The organism is Streptomyces sedi (assembly GCF_006335015.1).
Lineage (GTDB): Bacteria > Actinomycetota > Actinomycetes > Streptomycetales > Streptomycetaceae > Streptomyces > Streptomyces sedi.
Window position 1 is genome coordinate 16226 of sequence record NZ_VDGT01000018.1, and the last position, 21775, is coordinate 38000.

Consider the following 21775-nt stretch of genomic DNA (forward strand, 5'->3'; position numbering starts at 1 on the left):
GTCAGCCGGCGCGGGTCAGCTCGCGGACGCGCGCGATGTCGCGGTGGATCTGGTCGAGGAACGCCTGGAGCGAGTCGAAGGTCTCCTGGCCGCGCACGAACGCGCCGAACTCGACGGCCACCCAGTCCCCGTACAGCTCCAGGTCGGTGCGGTCCAGCGCGTACGCCTCGACCGTGCGGTCGGTCCCCTGGAACTGCGGGTTGGTGCCGACCGAGACGGCGGCCGGCATCCGTTCGCCCCCGGCCAGCAGCCAACCGGCGTAGACCCCGTCGGCCGGCACCGCCGAGTGCGGCACCAGGTCCAGGTTGGCGGTGGGGATGCCCAGGTCACGGCCGCGCCGCGCGCCGTGCACCACGGTGCCCTCGACACGGTGCGGGCGGCCGAGCACCTCGGCGGCGCCGGTCATGTCGCCCTCGGCGATCAGCCGCCTGGCCAGCGAGGAGGAGAACGGCTCGCCGCCGCCCGCCGCACCGCGCGCGTAGAGGTCGACGACCCGCACCTCGAAGCCGTAGGTCTCGCCCAGCTCGGTGAGGGTGTCGACGGTGCCGGCGGCGCGGTGGCCGAAGCGGAAGTTGGGCCCCTCCACGACCACCGCCGCGCGCAGCCGTTCCACCAGTACCTTCGCCGCGAACTCGGCGGGCGAGAGCCGGGAGAACTCCTTGGTGAACGGCAGCACCAGCAGCGCGTCGACGCCGAGCTCCGCCATCAGCTCGGCCCGACGGTGGTGGGGGGCGAGCAGCGGCGGGTGGGAGCCGGGGCGGGTGACCTCCTTGGGGTGCGGGTCGAAGGTGATCGCCACGGTCCGCAGCCCCAACGCGCGCGCCGCCTCGACCGCCTGCCCGATGATCAGCTGGTGCCCGCGGTGCACACCGTCGTAGGAACCGATGGTGACGACGCTGCGCCCCCAGTCCCCTGGGACATCCGCCATGTCACGCCAGCGCTGCACCGTAGTCGCTCCTCGCCACCTCGTGCTTGGGTCCTGCCGGTCCAAAAATACCCGTCGCCACCCGTACGGGGGACGTCCGCCTCGCCCCGTCCCGGCCGGCGGGGGGAACGCGCCGTCAGACGAAGACGGCCAGGCTGCGGCTACGTGCGCCGTCGGCCTCCACGAGGGCGACCAGCCGCTCGTCCGGGTCGAAGACCGCGACCGGCCCCTTCGGCAGCTCGGGCGTGGTGATCCGCGCCCCGTTGCCCAGCGCGGTGGCCTGCCCGGCGTCCACGTCCCAGCGGGGGAACGCGGCAGCCGCCGCTTCGGCCAGCGTCAACGGCGCCAGCTCGGCGCGGAGTTGGTCGAGGGTGCGGGCCTCGGTCAGGTCGTGGGGGCCGACGCGGGTGCGGCGCAGCGCGGTGAGATGGCCGCCGACGCCCAGCGCGGCGCCCAGGTCGCGGGCGAGCGCGCGGACATAGGTGCCCGAGGAGCAGACGACGCGCGCCGACAGGTCGGTGACCCGGGTGCCGTCGGGCGCCGTGGTCTCGGTCGGCTCGCCCGTCTCGAAGGTGTGCACGGTGACCGGACGGGCGGGCAGTTCGACGTCCTCGCCCTCGCGGACCCGCTGGTAGGAGCGCTTGCCGTCGATCTTGACGGCGCTGACCCTGGAGGGGATCTGCATCAGCGCGCCGGTCAGCCGGCCGACCTCGGCCGCGACGGCCTCCGGGGCGAGCCCGGCGGCGCCGGGCGCCTCGGTGACCTCGCCCTCGGCGTCGTCGGTGACGGTGGACTGGCCGAGCCTGACGGTGGCCGTGTACTCCTTCTCCGTCAGCGCGAGATGGCCGAGCAGCCGGGTGGCCTTGCCGAGTCCCAGCAGCAGCACCCCGGTGGCCATCGGGTCCAGGGTGCCGGCGTGGCCGACCCGCCGGGTGCGGGCGATGCCGCGCACCACGGCGACCACGTCGTGGGAGGTGTGACCGGCGGGCTTGTCGACGACCAGCAGGCCGTCGGGTCCGTCCGCCGTCCTGCGACGCCCCATGGTTCGGCTCAGTCCTCCCGGTCGGAACGGTCGGAGTCGCCGGAGCCGTCGGAACGGTCGCCGGCCACCTCGGGGGCGTCGTCCTCGTCGCGGCCGTTCTCCCGGTAGGGGTCGGCGCCGCCCGCGTAGTCGGCGCCCGCGGCCTCCTGGCGCAGCCGCTCGTCGCGCTCGCGCGCGGCGTCGAAGAGGCTGTCGAGGTTGCGCGCGGTCTCCGGCAGCGCGTCGGGGACGAACGTCAGGCTCGGGGTGTGCTTGACCCCGGCCGCCGCGCCCACGGCCGAACGCAGCACGCCCTTGGCGCTGCTCAGCCCGGCGGCGACCTCCTCCCGGTCGGCGTCGTCGCCGTAGACCGTGTAGAAGACGGTCGCCTCCCGCAGGTCACCCGTGACCCGGGTGTCCGTGATGGTGACCCGGGTGCCCAGGCGCGGGTCCTTGATGTCCCGGTGCAGCTTCTCGGCCACCACCTCCCGGATGAGGTCGGCCAGTCGCTTCGCCCGTGCCTTGTCCGCCACGGTCCCTCTCCTCGCTCTTTCATGTCACGGCCGCACCGGCCGTCACTCGTCGTCCTCGCCGTGGAACCGCCGCCGCACGGACAGCAACTCCACCTCGGGGCGGGCGGCGACCAGCCGCTCGCACTCGTCCAACAGGCCGGCCAGGTGCCCGGCGTCGCCGGAGACCGCGGCCAGACCGACGGTCGCCCGGCGGTGCAGGTCCTGGTCGCCGACCTCGGCGACGCTCACCCGGAACTTCTTCTGCAGTTCGGCCACGATCGGCCGTATCACCGCACGTTTCTGCTTGAGCGAGTGCACGTCGCCCAGCAACAGGTCAAAGGACAGCGTCCCGGTATACATGCGGATGATCGTAACGGGCAGAGCCGGGACGGCCCGCCAGGTTTTTCACTCCCGGCGGGCCACCCCGGCCCCGGCTGTCAGGCGCGCGGCTTCTCGCGCATCTCGTAGGTGGCGATGACGTCGTCGATCTTGATGTCGTTGAAGTTCCCGAGGTTGATACCGCCCTCGAAGCCTTCCCTGATCTCGGTCACGTCGTCCTTGAAGCGGCGCAGGCCCTCGATGGAGAGGTTCTCCGCGATGACCTTGCCGTCGCGCACCAGCCGCGCCTTGGTGTTCCGCCGGACCTCGCCGGAGCGGATGAGCACACCCGCGATGTTGCCCAGCTTGGACGAGCGGAAGACCTCGCGGATCTCGGCCGTGCCCAGCTCGACTTCCTCGTACTCCGGCTTGAGGAGACCCTTCAGGGCCGCCTCGATCTCCTCGATCGCCTGGTAGATGACCGAGTAGTACCGGACGTCCACGCCCTCGCGCTCGGCGGCCTGGGTGGCACGCCCCTCGGCGCGGACGTTGAAGCCGATCACGATCGCGTCGGAGCCGGCCGCCAGGTCGATGTCGGTCTCGGTGACCGCGCCGACGCCCCGGTGGAGCACCCGCAGGTCGACACCCTCGCCGACGTCGAGCTGGAGCAGCGAGGCCTCCAGGGCCTCGACCGAACCGGACGCGTCGCCCTTGATGATGAGGTTGAGCTGCTGGACCTCGCCGGCCGCCAGCACCTTGTCCAGGTCCTCCAGGGAGACCCTGCGGGTGCGCTTGGCGAACGCCGCGTTCCGCTCGCGGGCGGCGCGCTTCTCGGCGATCTGCCGCGCGGTGCGGTCCTCGCCGACCACCAGGAAGTTGTCCCCGGCGCCCGGCACGTTGGTCAGACCCTGCACCAGCACCGGCGTGGCGGGGCCCGCCTCCTGGACGTTGCGCCCGGCGTCGTCGAGCATCGCCCGGACGCGGCCGTGCGCGTCGCCGGCGACCATCGTGTCGCCGACCCGCAGCGTGCCGCGCTGCACCAGCACCGTGGCGACGGCGCCGCGGCCCCGGTCGAGGTGGGCCTCGATCGCGATGCCCTGGGCGGCCTGGCGGGGGTTGGCCCGCAGGTCGAGGGCGGCGTCGGCGGTGAGGACCACCGCTTCCAGCAGACCCTCGATGTTCTCGCCCTGCTTGGCGGAGATGTCGACGAACATCGTGTCGCCGCCGTACTCCTCGGCCACCAGGCCGAACTCGGTCAGCTGACCGCGCACCTTCGCCGGGTCGGCGCCCTCGACGTCGATCTTGTTGACCGCGACGACGATCGGGACCTCGGCGGCCTTGGCGTGGTTCAACGCCTCGATCGTCTGCGGCATCACGCCGTCGTTGGCCGCGACCACCAGGATCGCGATGTCGGTGGACTTGGCACCGCGGGCACGCATGGCGGTGAACGCCTCGTGGCCCGGGGTGTCGATGAAGGTGATCCGCCGCTCGTCGCCGTTGACCTCGGTGGAGACCTGGTAGGCACCGATGTGCTGGGTGATGCCGCCGGCCTCGCCCTCGATGACGTTCGTCTTGCGGATCGCGTCCAGCAGACGGGTCTTACCGTGGTCGACGTGGCCCATGACGGTGACCACCGGGGGCCTGGCGACGAGGGCCTCCTCGCCGCCCTCGTCCTCGCCGAACTCGATGTCGAAGGACTCCAGCAGCTCGCGGTCCTCCTCCTCCGGGCTGACGATCTGAACCGTGTAGTTCATCTCCTCGCCCAGCAGCTGGAGGGTCGCGTCGGAGACCGACTGCGTCGCCGTGACCATCTCGCCCAGGTTGAAGAGCACCTGGACCAGCGAGGCCGGGTTCGCGTTGATCTTCTCGGCGAAGTCCGTCAGCGACGCGCCACGGGAGAGGCGGATGGCCTCGCCCTTGCCGCGCGGCAGCATCACGCCGCCGATCGACGGGGCCTGCATGGCCTCGTACTCCTGGCGACGCTGCCGCTTCGACTTGCGCCCGCGCCGCGCCGGGCCGCCGGGGCGGCCGAAGGCGCCCTGCGTGCCGCCGCGGCCACCGGGGCCGCCGGGACGGCCGCCGAAGCCGCCGGGACGGCCGGCGAAGCCGCCGCCACCGCCCGGACGGGTGCCGGTGCCGCCGCCGGGACGGCCGGCGAAGCCGCCGCCGCCACCCGGACGGCCACCGCCGCCACCGCGGCCGGCGAAGCCGCCGCCACCGGGACGACCGCCGCCGCCACCGGGGCGGCCACCGCCGCCACCGGGGCCGCCGGGACGGCCGCCGGCCGACGGGCGCTGCGGCATCATGCCCGGGTTCGGGCGGTTACCGCCGGGACCGGGACGCGGGGCGCCGCCCTGCGGGCGAGGCATGTTGCCCGGGGTGGCGCGACCGCCGCCCGGGGCCTGGGGGCGCGGACCGCCCTGGGACGGGGCGCCGCCGCCGGGACGCGGCGCGCCGCCGCCGCCCTGCGCCGGACCCGGGCGCGGCCCGGGACGCGGTGCCTGCTGCGGGCGCGCCATGCCGGTGGAACCACCGGTGGAGAACGGGTTGTTGCCCGGCCGGGGACCGGCGGGGCGGCCACCCGGCTTGGGGCCGGCCGGCTTGCCGCCGCCCGGCTTCTGCTGGCCACCGGGCTTGGGGGCCGGACGGGCGCCGGGCTTGGGGGCCTGGCGCTCGGCGGCCGAACGCTCGGGGCGCGGCGCCGGACGGGCGGCCTCGCCCTGCGGGGCCGTGAACTCGGGGTTGGCCGGCGTGCTCGGGGCCGCCGGCGTACTCGGGGCGGCCGGCGTGCTCGGGGCGGCCGGCTGCTGCTGCGGGGCCGGCGCGGCCGGACCCGGCTTGGGGCCGGGACGGGGACCGCCCGGCTTCGGTGCGGCGCCACCCGGCTTGGGCGCGCCCGGCCTGGGGGCCGAGGCGCCCGGCTTCGGGGCGCCGGGCCTGGGGGCACCCGGCTTGGGGGCGCCCGGCTTGGCGGGCTTACGGCCGGAGCCGTTACCCGTGTTCAGCGCATCAGTCAGTTTGCGTACGACCGGCGCCTCGATCGTCGAGGACGCCGAACGGACGAACTCACCCAGCTCCTGGAGTTTGGCCATGACGACCTTGCTCTCAACTCCAAGCTCCTTGGCGAGCTCGTATACCCGGACCTTAGCCACTTCGCTCCTTATACGGTCCGGGGGTCGGTCGTCCGCCGGACCTTCGCTACTTCACGGGCGTACTCATCGCGTACTCATCGAGTGCTCATCGCAATCTCGACCTACTTCCAACTCGCGAGGTACCTACCGTGCGGACCATCCGCACGACGCTTCTTACGGTGCCGCCTGGCCGACGGCCGTGCGCAGCCGCCCTACGTCGAGCGGTCCCTGGACCCGGAAGGCCCGTGGGAACGCCCGGCGGCGAACCGCCTGCTCAAGACAGGTCGGCGTGGGGTGAAGATACGCTCCCCGACCGGGCAGCGTACCGCGAAGATCAGGGACACAGCGACCCTCGATCACCACCACACGCAGCAGCCCGTCCCGGGGATGACGCTGCCGGCACCCGACACAGGTGCGCTCAGGGCAGGCTGGTGCATGGCTCCGGCCAGACACGTTGATTCTACCTCCCCTCGCACCCGCCCCACGAACGGGCCGGGTACCAGGATCATGCGACGCCGCCGGCCCCTCGGAGCTTCCCGAGTGGCCGGCGGAACGGCTTCGCCGAGACGGCGGGTCAGTCGTCCGAGGCGCCCGGTTCGGTGTCCGGGCGGATGTCGATCCGCCAGCCGGTCAGCCGGGCGGCGAGCCGGGCGTTCTGCCCCTCCTTGCCGATGGCGAGGGAGAGTTGGTAGTCCGGCACGGTGACCCGCGCGGACCTCGCCGCCTCGTCCACCACGTCGACCTTGCTGACCCTGGCCGGGGACAGCGCGTTCGCCACCAGCTGGGCCGGGTCGTCCGACCAGTCGACGATGTCGATCTTCTCGCCGTGCAGCTCGGCCATCACCGCGCGGACCCGGCCGCCCATCGGGCCGATGCAGGCGCCCTTGGCGTTGAGCCCGGGGCGCAGCGAGCGCACCGCGATCTTGGTGCGGTGGCCCGCCTCCCTGGCGATGGCGGCGATCTCGACGGAGCCGTCGGCGATCTCCGGGACCTCCAGCTCGAAGAGCTTGCGGACCAGGTTCGGGTGGGTGCGGGAGAGCGTGACCGAGGGGCCGCGCGCGCCCTTGACGACCCGGACCACGTAGCAGCGCACCCGTGCGCCGTGCGCGTAGGTCTCCCCCGGCACCTGCTCCTGTGGCGGGAGGATCGCCTCCAGCCGGCCGATGTCCACCAGCACGCTCTTGGGGTCCCTGCCCTGCTGGACGACGCCGGCGACCACGTCGCCCTCACGCCCCGCGTACTCCCCGAAGGTCACGTCCTCCTCGGCGTCCCGCAGCCGCTGGAGGATGACCTGCTTGGCGGTGGTCGCGGCGATCCGGCCGAAGCCCTGCGGGGTGTCGTCGAACTCCTTGGGCTCCCTCGGCTCGCCGTCCGGGTCGTCCGGCCCGGTCAGGTCCTCGGGGTCCTCCCTGGCCCAGACCGTGACGTGGCCCGAGGCGCGGTCCAGCACGACACGTGCGGAACGGCGGCTGCCCTCGCTGCGGTGGTAGGCGATCAGCAGCGCCGACTCGATCGCCTCGACCAGCAGGTCGAAGGAGATCTCCTTCTCGCGGACCAGCCCTCTGAGGGCACTCATGTCGATGTCCACGGTCTACGCCTCCTTCAGGCTCTCGTCGCCGGACGTGGCCGGCTGCCGCCCCGCCGGGCGGTTGAACTCCAACTCGACGCGCGCCTTGGCGATCTCGGAGAAGGCGAACCGGCGGGGCGTGGCCTTGCGGCCCTTCTCCCCCGGCACCTCGACGTCGACGCCCTCCTCGTCGACCGCGACCAGCCGCGCGACGACGTCCGCGCCCTGGTGCGGGCGCAGCCACAGCAGCCGGCCGACGGAACGGCGGTAGTGCCGGGGCTCGGTGAGCGGGCGTTCGGCGCCGGGGGAGGTGACCTCCAGGACGTAGGTGTCGCCGCCCATCAGGTCGTCGGCGTCCAGCGCCTCGGAGATCTGGCGGCTCAGCTCGGCGCAGGCGTCCAGGCCCACGCCCTCGTCCGTGTCCACCACGACCTGGAGGACCCGGCGCCGCCCGGCCGTGGTGATCTTCACTTCCTCAAGGTCCATCGCGTGCTCGGTGGCCAGCGGCTGGACCAACTCCCGCAGCCTGTCGATCTGGGTGCTCATCCGGGTGACTCCTCGGCCGCGTCTGCTGTTGTGGGACGGCGCTCGCTCGCTGCCCCGTGCGGGAAGCCTATCGTCTGCCGCGTGGAACGCCGACCGCGCTGGCCTGGGCGCTGGCACGCCGGGAGACGGGGCGGCACCGGGTTGGGCCCGGGGCACGGGTACGCTCACGGGGCGGTGATCTTCCCGGCTCCCCGGGGGGCGCCGGTCCGCCCCAACGACGCGCTCCGACACGGAAACTGCGGGGAAGAATCATGCCTCTCGGCCTGTCAAGACGTACCCTCCTGTCCGCCGGTGTCGCCCTCCCGCTGGCCGGCCTGTCGACCAGTTGTTCGAGCGACGCGGGGTCCAGGCCGGGCGGCAGCCCGGTCTCGGCGGTGAGCGTGCAGGGTCTGCGGCGCAGGACCGCCAGGGACAGCACGACGCTGGTCGCCAGGTACGAGGCGACCGAGCGGGCGCATCCGGCGCTGGTCGAGCCGCTGGCGCCGTTCCGCGCGGTGGCGCTCGCGCATCTGCGGGCGCTGCGCGACGGCGGTCCGTCCGGCCCCTCGGGACAGGCGCCCGAGGTGCCGCCGGCGCCCGCGGACGCGGTGGGCGCGCTGATCGAGGCGGAGCGGCGGATCGCGGAGGAACGGCTGGCCGCCGTGACCGAGGCGCCGCCCGAACTGGCCAGGCTGCTGGCCTCGTTGGCGGCGGCGGGGGCGGCCCAGGCGCAGCTGCTTGAGGGGGTGCGGGCATGAGGCGCGGCCAGGACGAGCCGGCGTCGCTTGAGGCGACGCAGGCGGCGTTGGCCGCCGAGCACGCGGCGGTCTACGGCTACGGCGTGGTCGGCGCGCGGCTGGACGGGGACGAGCGCGCCACCTGGGCGCGGGAGGCGTATGACGCGCACCGCGCGCGGCGGGAGGTGCTCCAGGGCGAGGTGCGGGAGCTGGGCGCCACCCCGGTGGCCTCGGCCGCGGGGTACGCGCTGCCGTTTCGCGTGGACGACGCGGAGGGCGCCGCGCGGCTGGCCGCCGAGCTGGAGAGCGGGCTGACCGGCGCCTACGCGGATCTGGTGCGGGCCGCCGAGGGGGGCGCCAGGGCGGAGGCGGCGCGTGCGCTGCGCGACGCGGCGCTGCGGGCGGCGCGCTGGCGGGGGCGGGTGGATGCCTTCCCCGGCCTGTCGGAGTACGGGGCCGAGGCCGAAGAGGAGACCGAAGGGGGCGGCTGAGTTCATGGAGGCGGCACGGGGACTGGCGCCGGAGCGGTTGCGGGCGGCGCAGCCGCCGACGGCGGCCGGCTGGCTCGAAGGACTGCCGGGGTTGGCCGAGCGGCTGGTGGGACGTTTCGGGCTGACGGTGGAGCGGCTGGTCGAGCCGGGGGGCAGGGCCAGCGTGACGCTGCTGGTGCGGCGCGCGGACGGCTCCCGGGCGGCGCTCAAGCTGCTCGCGCCCGGGGAGGCAGGTCAACCACCGCCCGCCGCGCTGGAGTTGGCCGCGCTGCGCCGCTGGGACGGTCTGGGGGCCGTGCGGGTGCTGGACGCCGCGCCCGAGGAGGGCGCGCTGCTGCTGGAGCGGCTGCGGGGGGAGACCTCGCTGCGTTCGCTGCCGGACGCCAAGGCCACGTTGGAGGCGGTCTCCACGGTGCGCCGGCTGTGGGTCGCGCCGGGCGAGGGGCATCCGTTCCCCTCGGTGGCGGAGCGGACGGGGGCCGCCCTCGGCGCGTTGCGCGCCGCGGCGGACGGGGAGGCGGGGCCGCTGGTGGAACGGGCGCTTGAGGTCCGCGACGAGCTGCTGGCCGCGCCGCAGGACGAGGTGCTGCTGCACGGCGACTTCCGGCAGGGCGCGGTGCTGGCGTTCGACGGGGAACGGGCGCCCTGGCTGGCCGTCGGTCCTGAACCGGCCGTGGGTGAGCGGGCGTTCGACCTGGCCAGGCTGGTGCGGGACCGGCTGCACGACCTGATGGCCTCGCCCGGGGCCGCCGCTGTCGTGCGGCGGCGGGTGGGCAAGCTCGCCGGCGCCGTGGAGGCCGACCCGGACCGGGTGCGGGACTGGGCGCTCTTCCGCGGGGTGGCCTCGGGGGTGCGGCAGCTTTCGGTGGGGCGCAGGGCGGACGGCGAGGCGCTGCTGGAGTTCGCCAGCTGGCTGTGACGGGCGCGCTCAGGGCCGCGGCAGCGGCAGCGGGGCGCCCATCACGGCGTAGGGGCGGGGCGCGGCGGGGAAGACGACCCGGCGGGCCAGGTCGCGGTAGCCGAGGCGGCGGTAGAGGGCCCTGGCCGGGGACTCGGTGTCGATGGCGGAGAGGATCGACCGCGGCTGCTCGGCCCCGTCGGTCAGTTGGGTGATCAACCGCCGCCCCGTTCCCCGCTGTTGGCACTCGGGCAGCACGTGCAGCTCGGTGATGGTGAACGAGCCCTCCAGCCAGGACTCGTTGCCCTCGGCCCGCAGATACGGCTCGACCACGGTGGACCACCACTGCGCGGTGTCGTTGGGCATCCCGTAGACGAAGCCGACCAGCCGTCCGGTGGAACGCACGGTGGCGCCGAGCGCGCGGGCGCCCGGGGTGGCCAGATGGCGCAGCACGATGTGACGGCGGACGTTCACCTCGTCCTGGCCGAGCCCGAAGGCCTCCGCCTGCACGGCCAGCGCCTCGTCCACCCGGGCCGCGAGATCCAGGGGACCGATGACCACGTCCTGGGCCGCGGGGGCCGCTTCGCCGGGAGAAGGTGTCATGCGGGGAGGCTAACGCGCCGCGTCCGCGGCGTCGCGCCCGGCTCCGGGTCCGGCCGTCGGGCGGGAGGTCAGAAGAGCACGCTCATCAGCGCGCCGCTCTCGGTGAAGCCGAGGCGGCGGTAGACGGCGAGCGCCGGGGCGTTGAAGTCGTTGGCGTAGAGGCTGACCAGCGGCGCGGTCTCGTCGAGCGCGTGGCGCAGCACGGTGGCCAGCCCCCGGGTGGCCAGGCCCTCGCCCCTGCGGTCGGGCGCGGTCCACACGCCCTGGAGCTGGCAGGTCTGCGGGGTGACGGCGCCGATCTCGGCCTTGAAGACGACCCGGCCCTCCTCCACCCGGGCGAAGCAGCGGCCGGCGCCGACGATCTCGGCGACCCTGGCCTGGTAGGTGAGGCCCCCGTCGTCCGCGTCCAGCGGGGAGATGCCGACCTCCTCGGTGAACATGTCGACGGCCGCCGGCAGCACCAGCGGCATCTCGTCCCTGCGCATCCGGCGCACCAGGGGGTCGGGGGGCACCTCGGCGGGCACCGAGCGGGTGACCAGCAGCGGCTGGCGGGCGCGGACCTCCCTGGCCGGCCCCCAGTGCGGCTCCAGCAGGGCCCACAGGCGGGCGGTGGCGTCCACGGGGCCGACGATGGAGGAGCAGCGGCGGCCCTGCCGGCGGGCGCGGGCGGCGAACGCGGCGACGGAGTCGTCCTCGGCCTGGACGGGCACGAGGTTGGCTCCGGAGTAGCAGAGGGCGGCGAGCCGCTCCTCGCGGTAGTGGCCCCACATCTCGCCGCCGAGGTACGGCGGTTCGAGGTGTGAGTCGAGCACCCTGGCGGTGACGAAGGCGTTGGCCACCGGGTCCTCGTTGAGCAGGGCGAGGACCGCGCCGAGCGCCTCGGGTCCGAGGACCCGCACGGAAGGGGTGGTCAGCACGGTGACGGCCTCGGGGTCACGGACGACGTGGGGTGCCCGCACTGTACCCCGGGCGCCCGCCGTGCGGGGCCCGGGGCGGCGGCTTCAGCTGACGCTGACCTGGGGCTCACCTGAGGGCTCGCCCTCCAGCTCCATCTGCTCGGCGATCTTCATCGCCTCCTCGATGAGGGTCTCCACGATCTTCGACTCGGGGACGGTCTTGATGACCTCGCCCTTCACGAAGATCTGGCCCTTGCCGTTGCCGGAGGCGACGCCGAGGTCGGCCTCGCGCGCCTCGCCCGGGCCGTTGACGACGCAGCCCATGACGGCGACCCGCAGCGGGACCTCCATGCCGGTGAGGCCGGCGGTGACCTCCTCGGCCAGCTTGTAGACGTCGACCTGGGCCCGGCCGCAGGACGGGCAGGAGACGATCTCCAGGCCGCGCTGGCGGAGGTTGAGCGACTCCAGGATCTGGTTGCCGACCTTGACCTCCTCGACCGGCGGCGCGGAGAGCGAGACCCGGATGGTGTCGCCGATGCCCTCGCTGAGCAGGGCGCCGAAGGCGACGGCCGACTTGATGGTGCCCTGGAACGCGGGGCCGGCCTCGGTGACGCCCAGGTGCAGCGGGTAGTCGCACTGGGCGGCGAGCTGGCGGTAGGCGTTGACCATCACGACCGGGTCGTTGTGCTTGACCGAGATCTTGATGTCGCGGAAGCCGTGCTCCTCGAAGAGCGAGCACTCCCACAGCGCGGACTCGACGAGCGCCTCGGGCGTCGCCTTGCCGTGCTTGGCCAGCAGCCGCTTGTCCAACGAGCCCGCGTTGACCCCGATCCTGATGGGGGTGCCGGTCTCGCTCGCCGCCTTGGCGATCTCCCTGACCTTGTCGTCGAACTGCTTGATGTTCCCCGGGTTGACCCGGACCGCGGCGCAGCCGGCGTCGAGCGCGGCGAAGACGTACTTGGGCTGGAAGTGGATGTCGGCGATGACCGGGATCTGCGACTTGCGCGCGATCACCGAGAGCGCCTCGGCGTCGTCCTGTGTCGGCACGGCGACCCGCACGATCTGGCAGCCGGAGGCCGTCAGTTCGGCGATCTGCTGAAGGGTCGCCCCGATGTCGGAGGTGCGGGTGGTGGTCATCGACTGGACCGAGACGGGGGCGTCACCGCCGACCGGCACGGAACCGACGTGGATCTGCCGGCTGGCCCGGCGTTCGGCGAGCCGGGTCGGTACCGACGGAATTCCCAGCGAGATGGCTGTCATGGAACGTGCAACCCCAGTGGTCTCGGGTCCGGAATGTGGGCGTCCTCCGCCGCGAAAAGCCTACGGCACATCACCCGGCCAGCCGTACCGGACTGACGATATCGGCCGCCAGTACCAGAAGGGTGAAGCAGATGAAGACGCCCGCCACCACGTAGGCCAGCGGCATCAGCCTGGCGACGTCGAACGGCCCGGGGTCGGGCCTTCGGGTGAGCCTCGCGGCGTTTCTCCGCAGGGACTCCCACAGGGCGCCGGCGATGTGGCCGCCGTCGAGGGGGAGCAGCGGCAGCATGTTGAAAAGGAAGAGCGAGAGGTTGAACCCGGCGACCAGGAAGAGCGCCGTGGCGAGCTGCTGACTGGCCGGAATGTCCAGGGTGAAGATCTCGCCGCCGACCCTCGCCGCGCCCACCACGCCCATCGGGCCGTTCTGGTCGCGTTCCTCCTCGCCGGTGATGGAGTGCCAGAGGTTGGGGATCTTGGACGGCAGGTTGAGCATGGCGTCCAGGCCGGTGCTCATGATCTCGCCCATGCGGTCGACGGCCTGCGGGAAGTCCTGCTTCACGATGCCGCTGGCGGGCGAGAACCCGAGGAAGCCCGCGGTGACGAACTCGCCCCTGACCACGTTGCCGTTGCCGTCGGTCTTGCCCACCTGGTTCTCGATCAGGTCGGCCGTCAGCTCCAGGCGCTCGCCGTCGCGGACGACGGTGACGGTGGCGACGCCGACCGTGTCCCTGATGCGCTGCTGGAGGTCGCCCCACTCCTCGACGGGCTCGCCGTCGAAGGCGACGATCTCGTCGCCGGCGCGCAGCCCCGCCTCGGCCGCCGGCGCCGGGGTGTCGTCGGCGCGGCAGTCCCGCTGCTCCTCGCTCTGGGCGATGACGCACTGGGAGACGGTGGCGACGGTGGTGGTCTGGGTGTTGATCCCGAAGCCCATCAGCACGCCGAGGAAGATCACCACGGCGAGGATGAGGTTCATCGCCGGGCCGGCGAACATCACGATCACGCGCTTCCACGGCTTGCGCGTGTAGAACAGCCGCTTCTCGTCCCCGGGCTGCAACTCCTCGAAGGCCGCCGCCCGCGCGTCCTCGATCATGCCGCGGAACGGGGAGGTGGAGCGCTTGCGGATGTTCCCGTCCTCGCCGGGCGGGAACATGCCGATCATGCGGATGTAGCCGCCCAGCGGCACCGCCTTGACGCCGTACTCCGTCTCGCCGCGCCGCCTGGAGAAGATCGTCGGGCCGAAGCCCACCATGAACTGCGGCACCCGCACGCCGAACATCCGGGCGGTCGAGAAGTGGCCCAGCTCGTGCCAGGCGATGGAGAAGAGCAACCCGAAGACGAACACGAGTATGCCGAGGACGAACATCAGTGCCGTCATGGCGTCATCTCCTGCCTCGTGGCCCCGGCCGGGTGGCCGCCGACCAGCTCGCGCGCGCGTCGCCGCGCCACGCGTTCCGCTTCCAGGACGTCCGGGAGGGTCAGTGAGGTTCCCGCACCGCCCCGCGCCAGCTCGTCCACCACCCGCTCCACGGTGTCCACGATGCCGAGGAACGGCAGCCGGCCGGCGAGGAACGCGTCCACGCACTCCTCGTTGGCCGCGTTGAACACCGCGGGCGCGGTACCGCCGAGGCTACCGACCCGCCGGGCGAGGGGCACCGAGGGGAAGGCATCGGTGTCCAGCGGCAGGAACTCCCAGGTGTGCGCGGTGGTCCAGTCGCAGGACGGGGCGGCGCCCGCCACCCGGTCGGGCCAGCCGAGCGCCAGCGCGATGGGCAGCCGCATGTCGGGCGGGCTGGCCTGGAGCAGCGCCGAGCCGTCCACGAACTCCACCATGGAGTGAACGTAGGACTGAGGGTGGACGACGACCTCGATCCGGTCGAACGGGATGCCGTAGAGGAGGTGTGCCTCGATCACCTCCAGCCCCTTGTTGACCAGGGTCGCCGAGTTGACGGTGATGACCGGACCCATCTGCCAGGTGGGGTGGGCCAGCGCGTCCTCGGGGGTGACGTCGGCCAGCTGGGCGCGGCTCCGGCCGCGGAACGGGCCGCCGCTGGCCGTGACGACCAGCCGGTCGACCTCGGCGCGCGAGCCGCCGAGCAGCGCCTGGAAGAGCGCGGAGTGCTCGGAGTCGACCGGGATGATCTGTCCCGGCTTGGCCAGCTCGGTGACCAGCGGGCCGCCGACGATCAGGGACTCCTTGTTGGCCAGCGCCAGCAGATGTCCCGCGGCGATGGCGGCCAGCGTCGGGGCCAGGCCGATGGAACCGGTGATGCCGTTGAGCACGGTGTGGCAGGGGCGGGAGGCCAGTTGGGCGGCGGCGTCGGGACCGGCGAGCACCTCGGGGAGCGCGGCACCCACGCCGTACTGGGCGCGCAGCGCCTGGCGCAGGGCGTCGGCGGCCTCGGGTCTGGCGACGGCGACGGCCGAGACCCGCAGCCGGTGGGCCTGGCCGGCCAGCAGCTCCAGGCGGTCACCGCCGGCGGAGAGCCCGGTGACGCGGAAGAGACGGGGGTTGCGCAGCACCACGTCGATGGCCTGGGTGCCGATCGAGCCGGTCGAGCCGAGGATCACCACCTCGCGTGGCCCCTCGGGCGGCGGCTGGGCCGGGTACCTCAGATGCGGATCGGCGAGACAGGCGGGACTCTCGGTCATCTCCCCATTGTCCCCACGCCACCGGGTCGCCCGCTGGCGGGTCGGTGAATCCACCGCCCCTCCGGGGCGGACCGCACGGCGCGTGCGGGGTTCAGGGAGCCGGGGGAACGGGGCGGTGGAGATCGGGGTGGGGCGAGGGCCCCGGGGTGTGCGCGGCGATCCACGGTCCGGGCGTGGAGACGTCCGGCACGCCGGCCTCCAGCCAGCGGTGGCTGCCCTCGGCGACGGCGGCGGCCAGTCGGCCGTCGGCGCCGTCGGTGTTGTGCCAGAGGCGGGGGAACGTCTCCTCGATCCGCAGGTGCGCCTGGCGGCAGAACGCGTCCGCCAGCCGGTACGCCTCCAGCCCGTTCTCCCCGCCGGCGCGGATGCGTTCGGCGTGCACGCAGGCGGCGGTGACCGCGAACAGTTCGGCGCCGATGTCGACGATCCGGCCGAGGAAGCCCTGGCGGCGCTCCAGTCCGGCCTGCCAGCGGGTCATCCCGTAGAAGACGGCGCGGGCCAGCCGGCGGGCCGCGCGCTCGGCGTACCGCAGGTGGTGGGAGAGGTCGGGGTGGCCGGAGACGCGGAAGTCGCCGTAGGCGAGGGGGAGTTGGCCGCGGCCGGTGGCGAGGCTGGGGAGCCAGCGGACGTAGAAGCCGCCGGCGGCGACGGCCGCCCTGCGCTTGCGGGTGTGGTTGGCGTCCGGGTCGACGAGGGCGCCGGCGACCCTCAGATGGGCGTCCACGGCCTCCCTGGCGATCAGCAGCCGCATGATCTCGCTCGATCCCTCGAAGATCCGGTTGATCCGCAGGTCCCGCAGGAGCTGCTCGGCCGGCACGCCGCGCTCTCCCCTGGCGGCGAGCGAGGCGGCGGTCTCGTAGCCGCGGCCTCCCCTGATCTGGACCAGCTCGTCGGCGATCCGCCAGGCCATCTCGCTGCCCCAGAGCTTGGCGACGGCGGCCTCGACGCGGATGTCGTCGCGCTCCTCGTCGGCCAGCTCGCCGGAGAGCTCGACCATCGCCTCCAGCGCGAAGGTGGTGGCGGCGACGAAGGCGAGCTTGGAGGCGACCGCCTCGTGCTCGGCGAGCGGCCGGCCCCACTGGACGCGTTCGGTCGCCCACCGACGGGCCACGGACAGGCTCCACTTGGCGGCGCCCACGCACATCGCGGGCAGCGCGAGCCTGCCGGTGTTCAGCGTGGTCAGGGCGATCCGCAGCCCCTGGCCCTCCTCGCCGATCCGCCGCGCCGCCGGGACCCGGACGCGGTGCAGACGGGTGACGCCGTTCTCGATGCCGCGCAGGCCCATGAACGCGTTGCGGGCCTCGACCGTGATGCCCGGCGAGTCGGCCTCGACGACGAAGGCGGTGATCCCGCCCTGGTGGCCCGGCACGTCGGGCACCCTGGCCATCACGACCAGGAGTTCGGCGACGGGGCCGTTGGTCGTCCAGAGCTTGGTGCCCTCCAGCAGGTAGTCGTCGCCGTCGGGGGTGGCGGTGGTGGCGAGCCGCGCCGGGTCGGAGCCCACGTCGGGCTCGGTGAGCAGGAACGCCGAGAGGGCGCCGGCGGCGCAGCGCGGCAGATAGGCGCGGCGCTGCTCCTCGGTGCCGAAGAGCGCCAGCGGCTGCGGGACGCCGATCGACTGGTGGGCGGAGAGCATCGCGCCGACCGCGGGGCTCGCGGTGCCGACGACGGCGAGGGCGCGGCCGTAGGCGAGGTGGCTCAGGCCGAGCCCGCCGTACTCGGGCGCGATCCGCATCCCGAAGGCGCCCAGCTCCCGCAGGCCGTTGACCACCTCGTCCGGGACCCTGGCGTCCCGTTCGACGGCGGCGGCGTCGAGATGCTCCTCGGTGAACGCGGCGAGCCGCGCGAGGAAACGTTCCTCGTCGGCGGTGCACGCGTCGTCGGGCACGGGGCGCGGGTGGACCAGGTCCAGCCGCAGCCGTCCCAGGAACAGCTCCCCGGCGAAGCTGGGCCGGGCCCGCCCGCCGTCGCGGGCCGCCTCGGCGGTCCGTCTGGACTCGTCTTCGCTGGTCATCCTCGATCACCTCACCGAACGGGCCGGACGGCGCACGGAAGCCACGGAGGTCGTCCGGGTGGGGGCACGGGTGGGGACTACTGACTGCCTATGTACCCGTCGCACGGCGTGATCGCACCTCGGGTGTGACGCGGACGACCGCCCACCGTCTCGGTCGCGCTCCACCGTCGCCCGCGCCCGCCACCGATGCACCGCGCGGGTGGGTGACCGCCGGGACGGAGAGAGGTGAAGCGCTTCGACGTAGGCGTCTGGACACCCCCAGCGACCGGGTCTATGGTCAACGGCACCGCCTGCGGCGGGTCGCCGCCACCGTTGTCGAAGCGCTTCAGTCCCGGCCCCGGCACGCCGCCCACCGTGTACCGGGAGAGAACGGGAGAGCTTCATGGTCACCCTCGCCGAGGTCGCCCGGCACGCCGGCGTCTCCGCCAGCACGGTGAGCTATGTCCTCAGCGGCAAGCGGACCATCTCCACCCCGACCAGGGAGCGGGTCGAGCGCAGCATCAGGGAGTTGGGCTACCACCCGAACGCGGGCGCGCGGGCGTTGGCCAGCAGCAGGTCGCACATCATCGCGCTGATGATGCCACTGCGCACCGAGATGTATCTCCCGGTGATGATGGAGATCGCCATCGCGGTGGCGACCACCGCCAGGGAGCACGCGCACGACGTGCTGCTGCTGACCGGGCAGGAGGGGCCGGAGGCGGCCCGGCGGGTGGTGGGCAGCGGGCTGGCCGACGCGATGATCCTGATGGACGTGGAGCTGGAGGACCAGCGGCTGCCGCTGGTGCGGGAGACCTCGCGGCCCTCTGTGCTGATCGGGCTGCCCTCGGACACCAGCGGACTGACCTGCGTCGATCTGGACTTCGCGGCGACCGGGCGGCTGTGCGTCGATCATCTGGCACGGCTGGGGCACCGGGATCTCGCGGTGGTGGGTGAGGCCGCGGCGGTCTACGAGCGGCGGACCGGCTTCGCCGAGCGCACGGTGCGCGGGGTGCGGGAGCGCGCCGACGAGTTGGGGATGCGGGTGCTGCACCGGCCGTGCGACGGCTCGTACGAGTCGGTGGCCGGCACGTTGGCCAGGATCTTCGAGGAGCGCCCCGGCACCACGGGGCTCGTGGTGCAGAACGAGGCGGCGATCGAGCCGCTGCTGGGCCTGCTGCGGCAGCAGGGGCGCGCCGTGCCCGAGGACGTGTCGGTGGTGGCGATCTGCCCCGAGCAGGTGGCGGCCGGCACCTCGGTGGCGTTGACCTCGGTGGCGATACCGGCGCAGCGGATGGGCCGGCTGGCCGTCGAGTCGGTGATGGCGTTGGCCAGGGCCTCGGCCGCCGGCGGGGGCGCGGAACCGGTCGCGCCGCGCGTCGAGTTGCTGCCGCCCGCGCTCACGGTGCGGGCGAGCACCGGTCCCGCGCCGGGCGGGCGTCGCGCCGGGTGACGGCCCCGCCGGGGCGGCGGGGCCGCTGTCCCGGCGTCAGCCGCCGCTGACGGAGAACTCGTGGGTGGTGAAGTCGAGTCCGCCGGCGGACGAGGTGATCTCGTAGCCGAACTGCACGTCGCCGATGACCTCGCTCTGGTCCATCCAGCCCTGCTCCGTGATCCAGTCCAGGATCGGCACGATGTCGACCTCGCCGGAGGAGGTGCTGCCCTGGCGGAGGAACGAGTAGACGTTGTTGTTCCCGTTGCTGCCGTTGTAGACGTCCCAGGTGTGGCCGCCGAGTGTGGCCTCGCCGACCGGTTCGCCCAGCGGTCCCACGGGGCCGTACCAGTTCATCCAGAGCATGATCTCGTGGTCGTGGTTCTCGTCCCAGACGTCGTAGGCCGTGTTGTAGGCGCCGGCGCTGGGGACGGTCACGTCGAAGGTGGAGCTGAGCGAGCCGATGTCCTGGATCGGCTCGCCGACGATGTACTTGGCGTTGGGGTAGGACTTGATGCCGCCGGTGTCCGGGTGGTCGGCGTCGACGCTCCAGCTGGAGCCGGAGTCGGCGGCTATGCACTGCGAGCCGGCGCCGGAGCCCCAGATGTTGTTGTAGACGATGTAGCCGTCGGGGTCGGTCCAGTTGCCCCACTGCTCGCAGGACTCGAACGCGGCGGCGGCGTTGGCGGTGCCGGCGGAGACGCCGACCACGGTGGTCAGCGCGACGGCGGGGGCGAGCACCAGGGTGCGGGCCTTCGGGATGCGTCGTTTCACGGGTGGGGCTCCTTCTTCTCGTGGGGGGTCGTGCCGGTGGGGGTGAGAACGGCCGCGCCGCGCCGGGCGAGGGTGATCCCGTCCGGGTGGGCGCGGCCGTTGAGCAGGTCGGTGCGGGGGGACGGGAGGGGGACGGTGACCGGCTCGGTGGTGTGGTTCAGCAGGAAGAGCGCGGGGCCGCGGCGGATCGCCTCGACGCCGTCGGGCAGCCCGGGCAGCGTCGGCGCGACGCCGGCGGCCTCGGCGGCGCGGGCCAGCAGGGCGGCCAGCGCCTCGGGTCGGGGCAGGGTGGTGAGGTACCAGGCCGAGCCGTCGCCGCGCCGGGCGCGGGTGACGGCGGGGCCGCCGGCCAGCTCGCCTTCGGCGTAGCGGGCGAGCACCTCGGCGTCGGCGACGTCCACGTCCTCGCTCCACAGCCCGGCGCGGGTGCCGTCGTCGAGGGCGAGCGTGGCGCCGTCGGGCAGCGGCCACCACTCGTGGACCGTTTCGAGGCCGAGCAGCGCCCGGAGCGCCGGCGCGAGGCCGCCGGGCCGCACCCGGTCGTCCTCGTCGGTGACGCCGGTGAAGAAGCCGCAGACCAGGGTGCCGCCGCCGTGCACGAAGTCGACGAGGCGGGCGAGCGCCGCGTCGGACAGCAGCGGCAGGTGGGGCGCGACCACCATCCGGTAGCGGCCGAGGTCGGCCTCGGGGTGGGCGAGGTCGGTGGCGAGGTTGCGGCGCCACAGGGCGTGGTGCCAGCCGGACAGCAGCTCCCGGTAGTCGACCGGGGCCGAGGGGCGGCCGGGCTGCTGGCTCACCCACCAGGCGGGCCAGTCGTGGAGCACCGCGATGCCGGCGGGGGCGACCGGGGTTCCGACCAGGCCGGCCAGCCGTTCCAGGTCGGCGCCCAGTTCCCGGACGCGGGTGAAGCCCCGGGAGGCGGGGCCGGCGTGCGGCAGCATCGCCGAGTGGTACTTCTCGGCGCCCTGGCGGGAGGCGCGCCACTGGAAGAAGCAGACGCCGTCGGCTCCCCTGGCGACGGCCTGGAGCGACCACTGGCGCAGCACGCCGGGCGGCTTGGGCACGTTGACGGGACGGAAGTTGACGGCGGAGGCGGCCTGTTCCATCAGCAGCCAGCGGCCACCGGCCTGGGACCTGGTGAGGTCGGCGACCAGCGCGCCGTGGGCCGGCCCCGCCGGGTCGCGCCAGTCGGCGGCGGGGTCGGGGTAGACGTCGACGGAGACCACGTCCTGCTCCGCCGCCCAGCGCCAGCCGTCGAGGCCGGCGAAGAGCGGCATCTGGTTGGAGGTCACCGGGACGCCGGGGCTGTGCGCGGCGACGATGTCGCGTTCGGCCAGATAGCATTCCAGCAGCGCGTCGCTGGTGAAGCGGCGGAAGTCCAGCGCCCGCGTGGGGTTGCCGAGGTACTGGGCGCGGCGTGGGGGGATGACCTCGTCCCAGGAGTCGTGGCGCTGGCTCCAGAACGCGGTGCCCCAGGCGGCGTCGAGCGCCGCGAGGTCGCCGTACCTGGCGCGCAGCCAGCGGCGGAAGTGGGCGGCCGTCGTCTCGCACCAGCAGGGGGTGCCGTACTCGTTGTTGACGTGCCACAGCCGCAGCGCCGGGTGGTCGCCGTAGCGGCGGGCGAGGTCGGTGGTGATCCGGGCGGCGTGCTCGCGGTAGGCGGGCGAGGAGGCGCAGAAGTGGTTGCGCGAGCCGTACCAGACCACCCCGCCGTGCTCGTCGCGCGGCAGGGTGTCGGGGTGGCGGGCGCCGAGCCAGGGCGGCGGGGAGGCGGTGGGGGTGGCGAGGCAGACCCCGACGCCGGCACCGTGGAGCGCGTCCAGCACGCGGTCGAGCCAGCCGAACTCCCGTGCGCCGGGCCGGGGTTCGATGGTCGCCCAGGAGAAGACGCCGACGGTGACGAGGTTGACGCCGGCCTCCCGCATCAGCCGGATGTCCTCGTCGAGCATCGACTCGGGCCACTGCTCGGGGTTGTAGTCGCCGCCGAAGAGCAGGCGGCCTCGGAGGGCGTCGTCGAGTTCCGGCACGTCGCGTGTACCTCCCGCT

General features: G+C 73.9%; 20 protein-coding genes. 4 read left to right on the plus strand and 16 right to left on the minus strand.

Annotated elements, in window-relative coordinates:
- Window position 1: 1 nt before the first annotated feature.
- The 8 genes from FH715_RS21140 to rimP form a co-directional block, all read right to left on the minus strand.
- On the minus strand, window positions 2-946 hold the full coding sequence (locus tag FH715_RS21140; RefSeq protein ID WP_139647714.1) for a bifunctional riboflavin kinase/FAD synthetase: 945 nt from the start codon (window positions 944-946) through the stop codon (window positions 2-4).
- Between the two features lie 115 nt (window positions 947-1061).
- Complete coding sequence (gene truB / locus FH715_RS21145; protein ID WP_139647717.1) at window positions 1062-1967, minus strand: tRNA pseudouridine(55) synthase TruB; 906 nt, start codon at window positions 1965-1967, stop codon at window positions 1062-1064.
- An 8-nt stretch (window positions 1968-1975) separates the two neighbouring features.
- Window positions 1976-2479 (minus strand): 30S ribosome-binding factor RbfA, encoded by a 504-nt coding sequence (gene rbfA, locus FH715_RS21150; RefSeq protein ID WP_139647719.1) that lies wholly within the window; start codon window positions 2477-2479, stop codon window positions 1976-1978.
- A 42-nt stretch (window positions 2480-2521) separates the two neighbouring features.
- Complete coding sequence (locus FH715_RS21155) at window positions 2522-2818, minus strand: DUF503 domain-containing protein (protein WP_139647721.1); 297 nt, start codon at window positions 2816-2818, stop codon at window positions 2522-2524.
- A 77-nt stretch (window positions 2819-2895) separates the two neighbouring features.
- Entirely contained in the window at window positions 2896-5928 is a 3033-nt protein-coding gene (gene infB / locus FH715_RS21160) for a translation initiation factor IF-2 (RefSeq protein WP_139647723.1), read from the minus strand.
- Between the two features lie 153 nt (window positions 5929-6081).
- Window positions 6082-6360, minus strand: coding sequence for a YlxR family protein (locus tag FH715_RS21165; protein WP_139647725.1), 279 nt, complete (start codon window positions 6358-6360; stop codon window positions 6082-6084).
- Window positions 6361-6481: 121 nt separating this feature from the next.
- A complete protein-coding gene (gene nusA, locus FH715_RS21170) occupies window positions 6482-7495 on the minus strand; it encodes a transcription termination factor NusA (protein WP_139647727.1) in 1014 nt (337 codons plus the stop codon).
- Window positions 7496-7498: 3 nt separating this feature from the next.
- Complete coding sequence (gene rimP, locus FH715_RS21175) at window positions 7499-8020, minus strand: ribosome maturation factor RimP (protein WP_139647729.1); 522 nt, start codon at window positions 8018-8020, stop codon at window positions 7499-7501.
- Window positions 8021-8394: 374 nt separating this feature from the next.
- On the opposite strand from rimP, the gene FH715_RS21180 reads away from it, so the two are divergent.
- Genes FH715_RS21180 through FH715_RS21190 form a run of 3 tightly spaced genes read left to right on the plus strand, consistent with a single transcriptional unit; the run spans window position 8395 to window position 10146 of the window.
- Window positions 8395-8757, plus strand: a complete 363-nt coding sequence (locus tag FH715_RS21180; RefSeq protein ID WP_246108874.1) for a hypothetical protein — start codon at window positions 8395-8397, stop codon at window positions 8755-8757.
- Window positions 8754-9227, plus strand: a complete 474-nt coding sequence (locus FH715_RS21185; protein ID WP_139647732.1) for a ferritin-like domain-containing protein — start codon at window positions 8754-8756, stop codon at window positions 9225-9227. Before FH715_RS21180 ends, FH715_RS21185 begins: the two co-directional genes overlap by 4 nt.
- Before the next feature lie 4 nt (window positions 9228-9231).
- A complete protein-coding gene (locus tag FH715_RS21190) occupies window positions 9232-10146 on the plus strand; it encodes an aminoglycoside phosphotransferase family protein (RefSeq protein WP_139647734.1) in 915 nt (304 codons plus the stop codon).
- Window positions 10147-10155: 9 nt separating this feature from the next.
- Here FH715_RS21190 and FH715_RS21195 read toward each other — a convergent pair whose 3' ends face one another.
- From FH715_RS21195 to FH715_RS21220, 6 genes are all read right to left on the minus strand, one after another.
- Window positions 10156-10728 carry a GNAT family N-acetyltransferase gene (locus tag FH715_RS21195; protein ID WP_139647736.1) on the minus strand — a complete coding sequence of 191 codons (573 nt, stop codon included), beginning with the start codon at window positions 10726-10728 and terminating at the stop codon, window positions 10156-10158.
- 68 nt (window positions 10729-10796) lie between these two features.
- The gene (locus FH715_RS21200; protein ID WP_139647926.1) at window positions 10797-11645 is read right to left on the minus strand and encodes a GNAT family N-acetyltransferase; all 849 of its coding nucleotides are present in this window, start codon (window positions 11643-11645) and stop codon (window positions 10797-10799) included.
- 84 nt (window positions 11646-11729) lie between these two features.
- Window positions 11730-12884 carry a flavodoxin-dependent (E)-4-hydroxy-3-methylbut-2-enyl-diphosphate synthase gene (ispG, locus tag FH715_RS21205; protein ID WP_139647739.1) on the minus strand — a complete coding sequence of 385 codons (1155 nt, stop codon included), beginning with the start codon at window positions 12882-12884 and terminating at the stop codon, window positions 11730-11732.
- Between the two features lie 70 nt (window positions 12885-12954).
- Window positions 12955-14259: a M50 family metallopeptidase gene (locus FH715_RS21210; protein WP_139647741.1), complete on the minus strand. Its 1305-nt coding sequence runs from the start codon at window positions 14257-14259 to the stop codon at window positions 12955-12957.
- Window positions 14256-15533, minus strand: coding sequence for a 1-deoxy-D-xylulose-5-phosphate reductoisomerase (gene dxr, locus FH715_RS21215; protein WP_139647743.1), 1278 nt, complete (start codon window positions 15531-15533; stop codon window positions 14256-14258). The genes FH715_RS21210 and dxr overlap by 4 nt, the downstream gene beginning before the upstream one ends.
- A gap of 91 nt (window positions 15534-15624) precedes the next feature.
- On the minus strand, window positions 15625-17547 hold the full coding sequence (locus FH715_RS21220) for an acyl-CoA dehydrogenase family protein (protein WP_139647745.1): 1923 nt from the start codon (window positions 17545-17547) through the stop codon (window positions 15625-15627).
- 382 nt (window positions 17548-17929) lie between these two features.
- On the opposite strand from FH715_RS21220, the gene FH715_RS21225 reads away from it, so the two are divergent.
- Window positions 17930-18976, plus strand: a complete 1047-nt coding sequence (locus FH715_RS21225; RefSeq protein WP_139647747.1) for a LacI family DNA-binding transcriptional regulator — start codon at window positions 17930-17932, stop codon at window positions 18974-18976.
- 36 nt (window positions 18977-19012) lie between these two features.
- On the opposite strand, the gene FH715_RS21230 is transcribed toward FH715_RS21225, so the two are convergent.
- Both FH715_RS21230 and FH715_RS21235 read right to left on the minus strand, forming a co-directional pair.
- On the minus strand, window positions 19013-19729 hold the full coding sequence (locus tag FH715_RS21230; protein WP_139647749.1) for a GH12 family glycosyl hydrolase domain-containing protein: 717 nt from the start codon (window positions 19727-19729) through the stop codon (window positions 19013-19015).
- The gene (locus FH715_RS21235; RefSeq protein ID WP_139647751.1) at window positions 19726-21756 is read right to left on the minus strand and encodes a beta-galactosidase; all 2031 of its coding nucleotides are present in this window, start codon (window positions 21754-21756) and stop codon (window positions 19726-19728) included. Before FH715_RS21235 ends, FH715_RS21230 begins: the two co-directional genes overlap by 4 nt.
- Between the last annotated feature and the right edge of the window lie 19 nt (window positions 21757-21775).

What these genes read in the sequence shown, in the direction of transcription:
- truB (WP_139647717.1), bottom strand. Translation starts at nt 1,967, where the DNA reads ATGGGGCGTCGCAGGACGGCGGACGGACCCGACGGCCTGCTGGTCGTC.
- FH715_RS21220 (WP_139647745.1), bottom strand. Translation starts at nt 17,547, where the DNA reads ATGACCAGCGAAGACGAGTCCAGACGGACCGCCGAGGCGGCCCGCGAC.
- FH715_RS21185 (WP_139647732.1), top strand. Translation starts at nt 8,754, where the DNA reads ATGAGGCGCGGCCAGGACGAGCCGGCGTCGCTTGAGGCGACGCAGGCG.
- FH715_RS21210 (WP_139647741.1), bottom strand. Translation starts at nt 14,259, where the DNA reads ATGACGGCACTGATGTTCGTCCTCGGCATACTCGTGTTCGTCTTCGGG.
- ispG (WP_139647739.1), bottom strand. Translation starts at nt 12,884, where the DNA reads ATGACAGCCATCTCGCTGGGAATTCCGTCGGTACCGACCCGGCTCGCC.
- FH715_RS21225 (WP_139647747.1), top strand. Translation starts at nt 17,930, where the DNA reads ATGGTCACCCTCGCCGAGGTCGCCCGGCACGCCGGCGTCTCCGCCAGC.
- rimP (WP_139647729.1), bottom strand. Translation starts at nt 8,020, where the DNA reads ATGAGCACCCAGATCGACAGGCTGCGGGAGTTGGTCCAGCCGCTGGCC.
- FH715_RS21190 (WP_139647734.1), top strand. Translation starts at nt 9,232, where the DNA reads ATGGAGGCGGCACGGGGACTGGCGCCGGAGCGGTTGCGGGCGGCGCAG.
- FH715_RS21195 (WP_139647736.1), bottom strand. Translation starts at nt 10,728, where the DNA reads ATGACACCTTCTCCCGGCGAAGCGGCCCCCGCGGCCCAGGACGTGGTC.
- dxr (WP_139647743.1), bottom strand. Translation starts at nt 15,533, where the DNA reads ATGACCGAGAGTCCCGCCTGTCTCGCCGATCCGCATCTGAGGTACCCG.
- FH715_RS21155 (WP_139647721.1), bottom strand. Translation starts at nt 2,818, where the DNA reads ATGTATACCGGGACGCTGTCCTTTGACCTGTTGCTGGGCGACGTGCAC.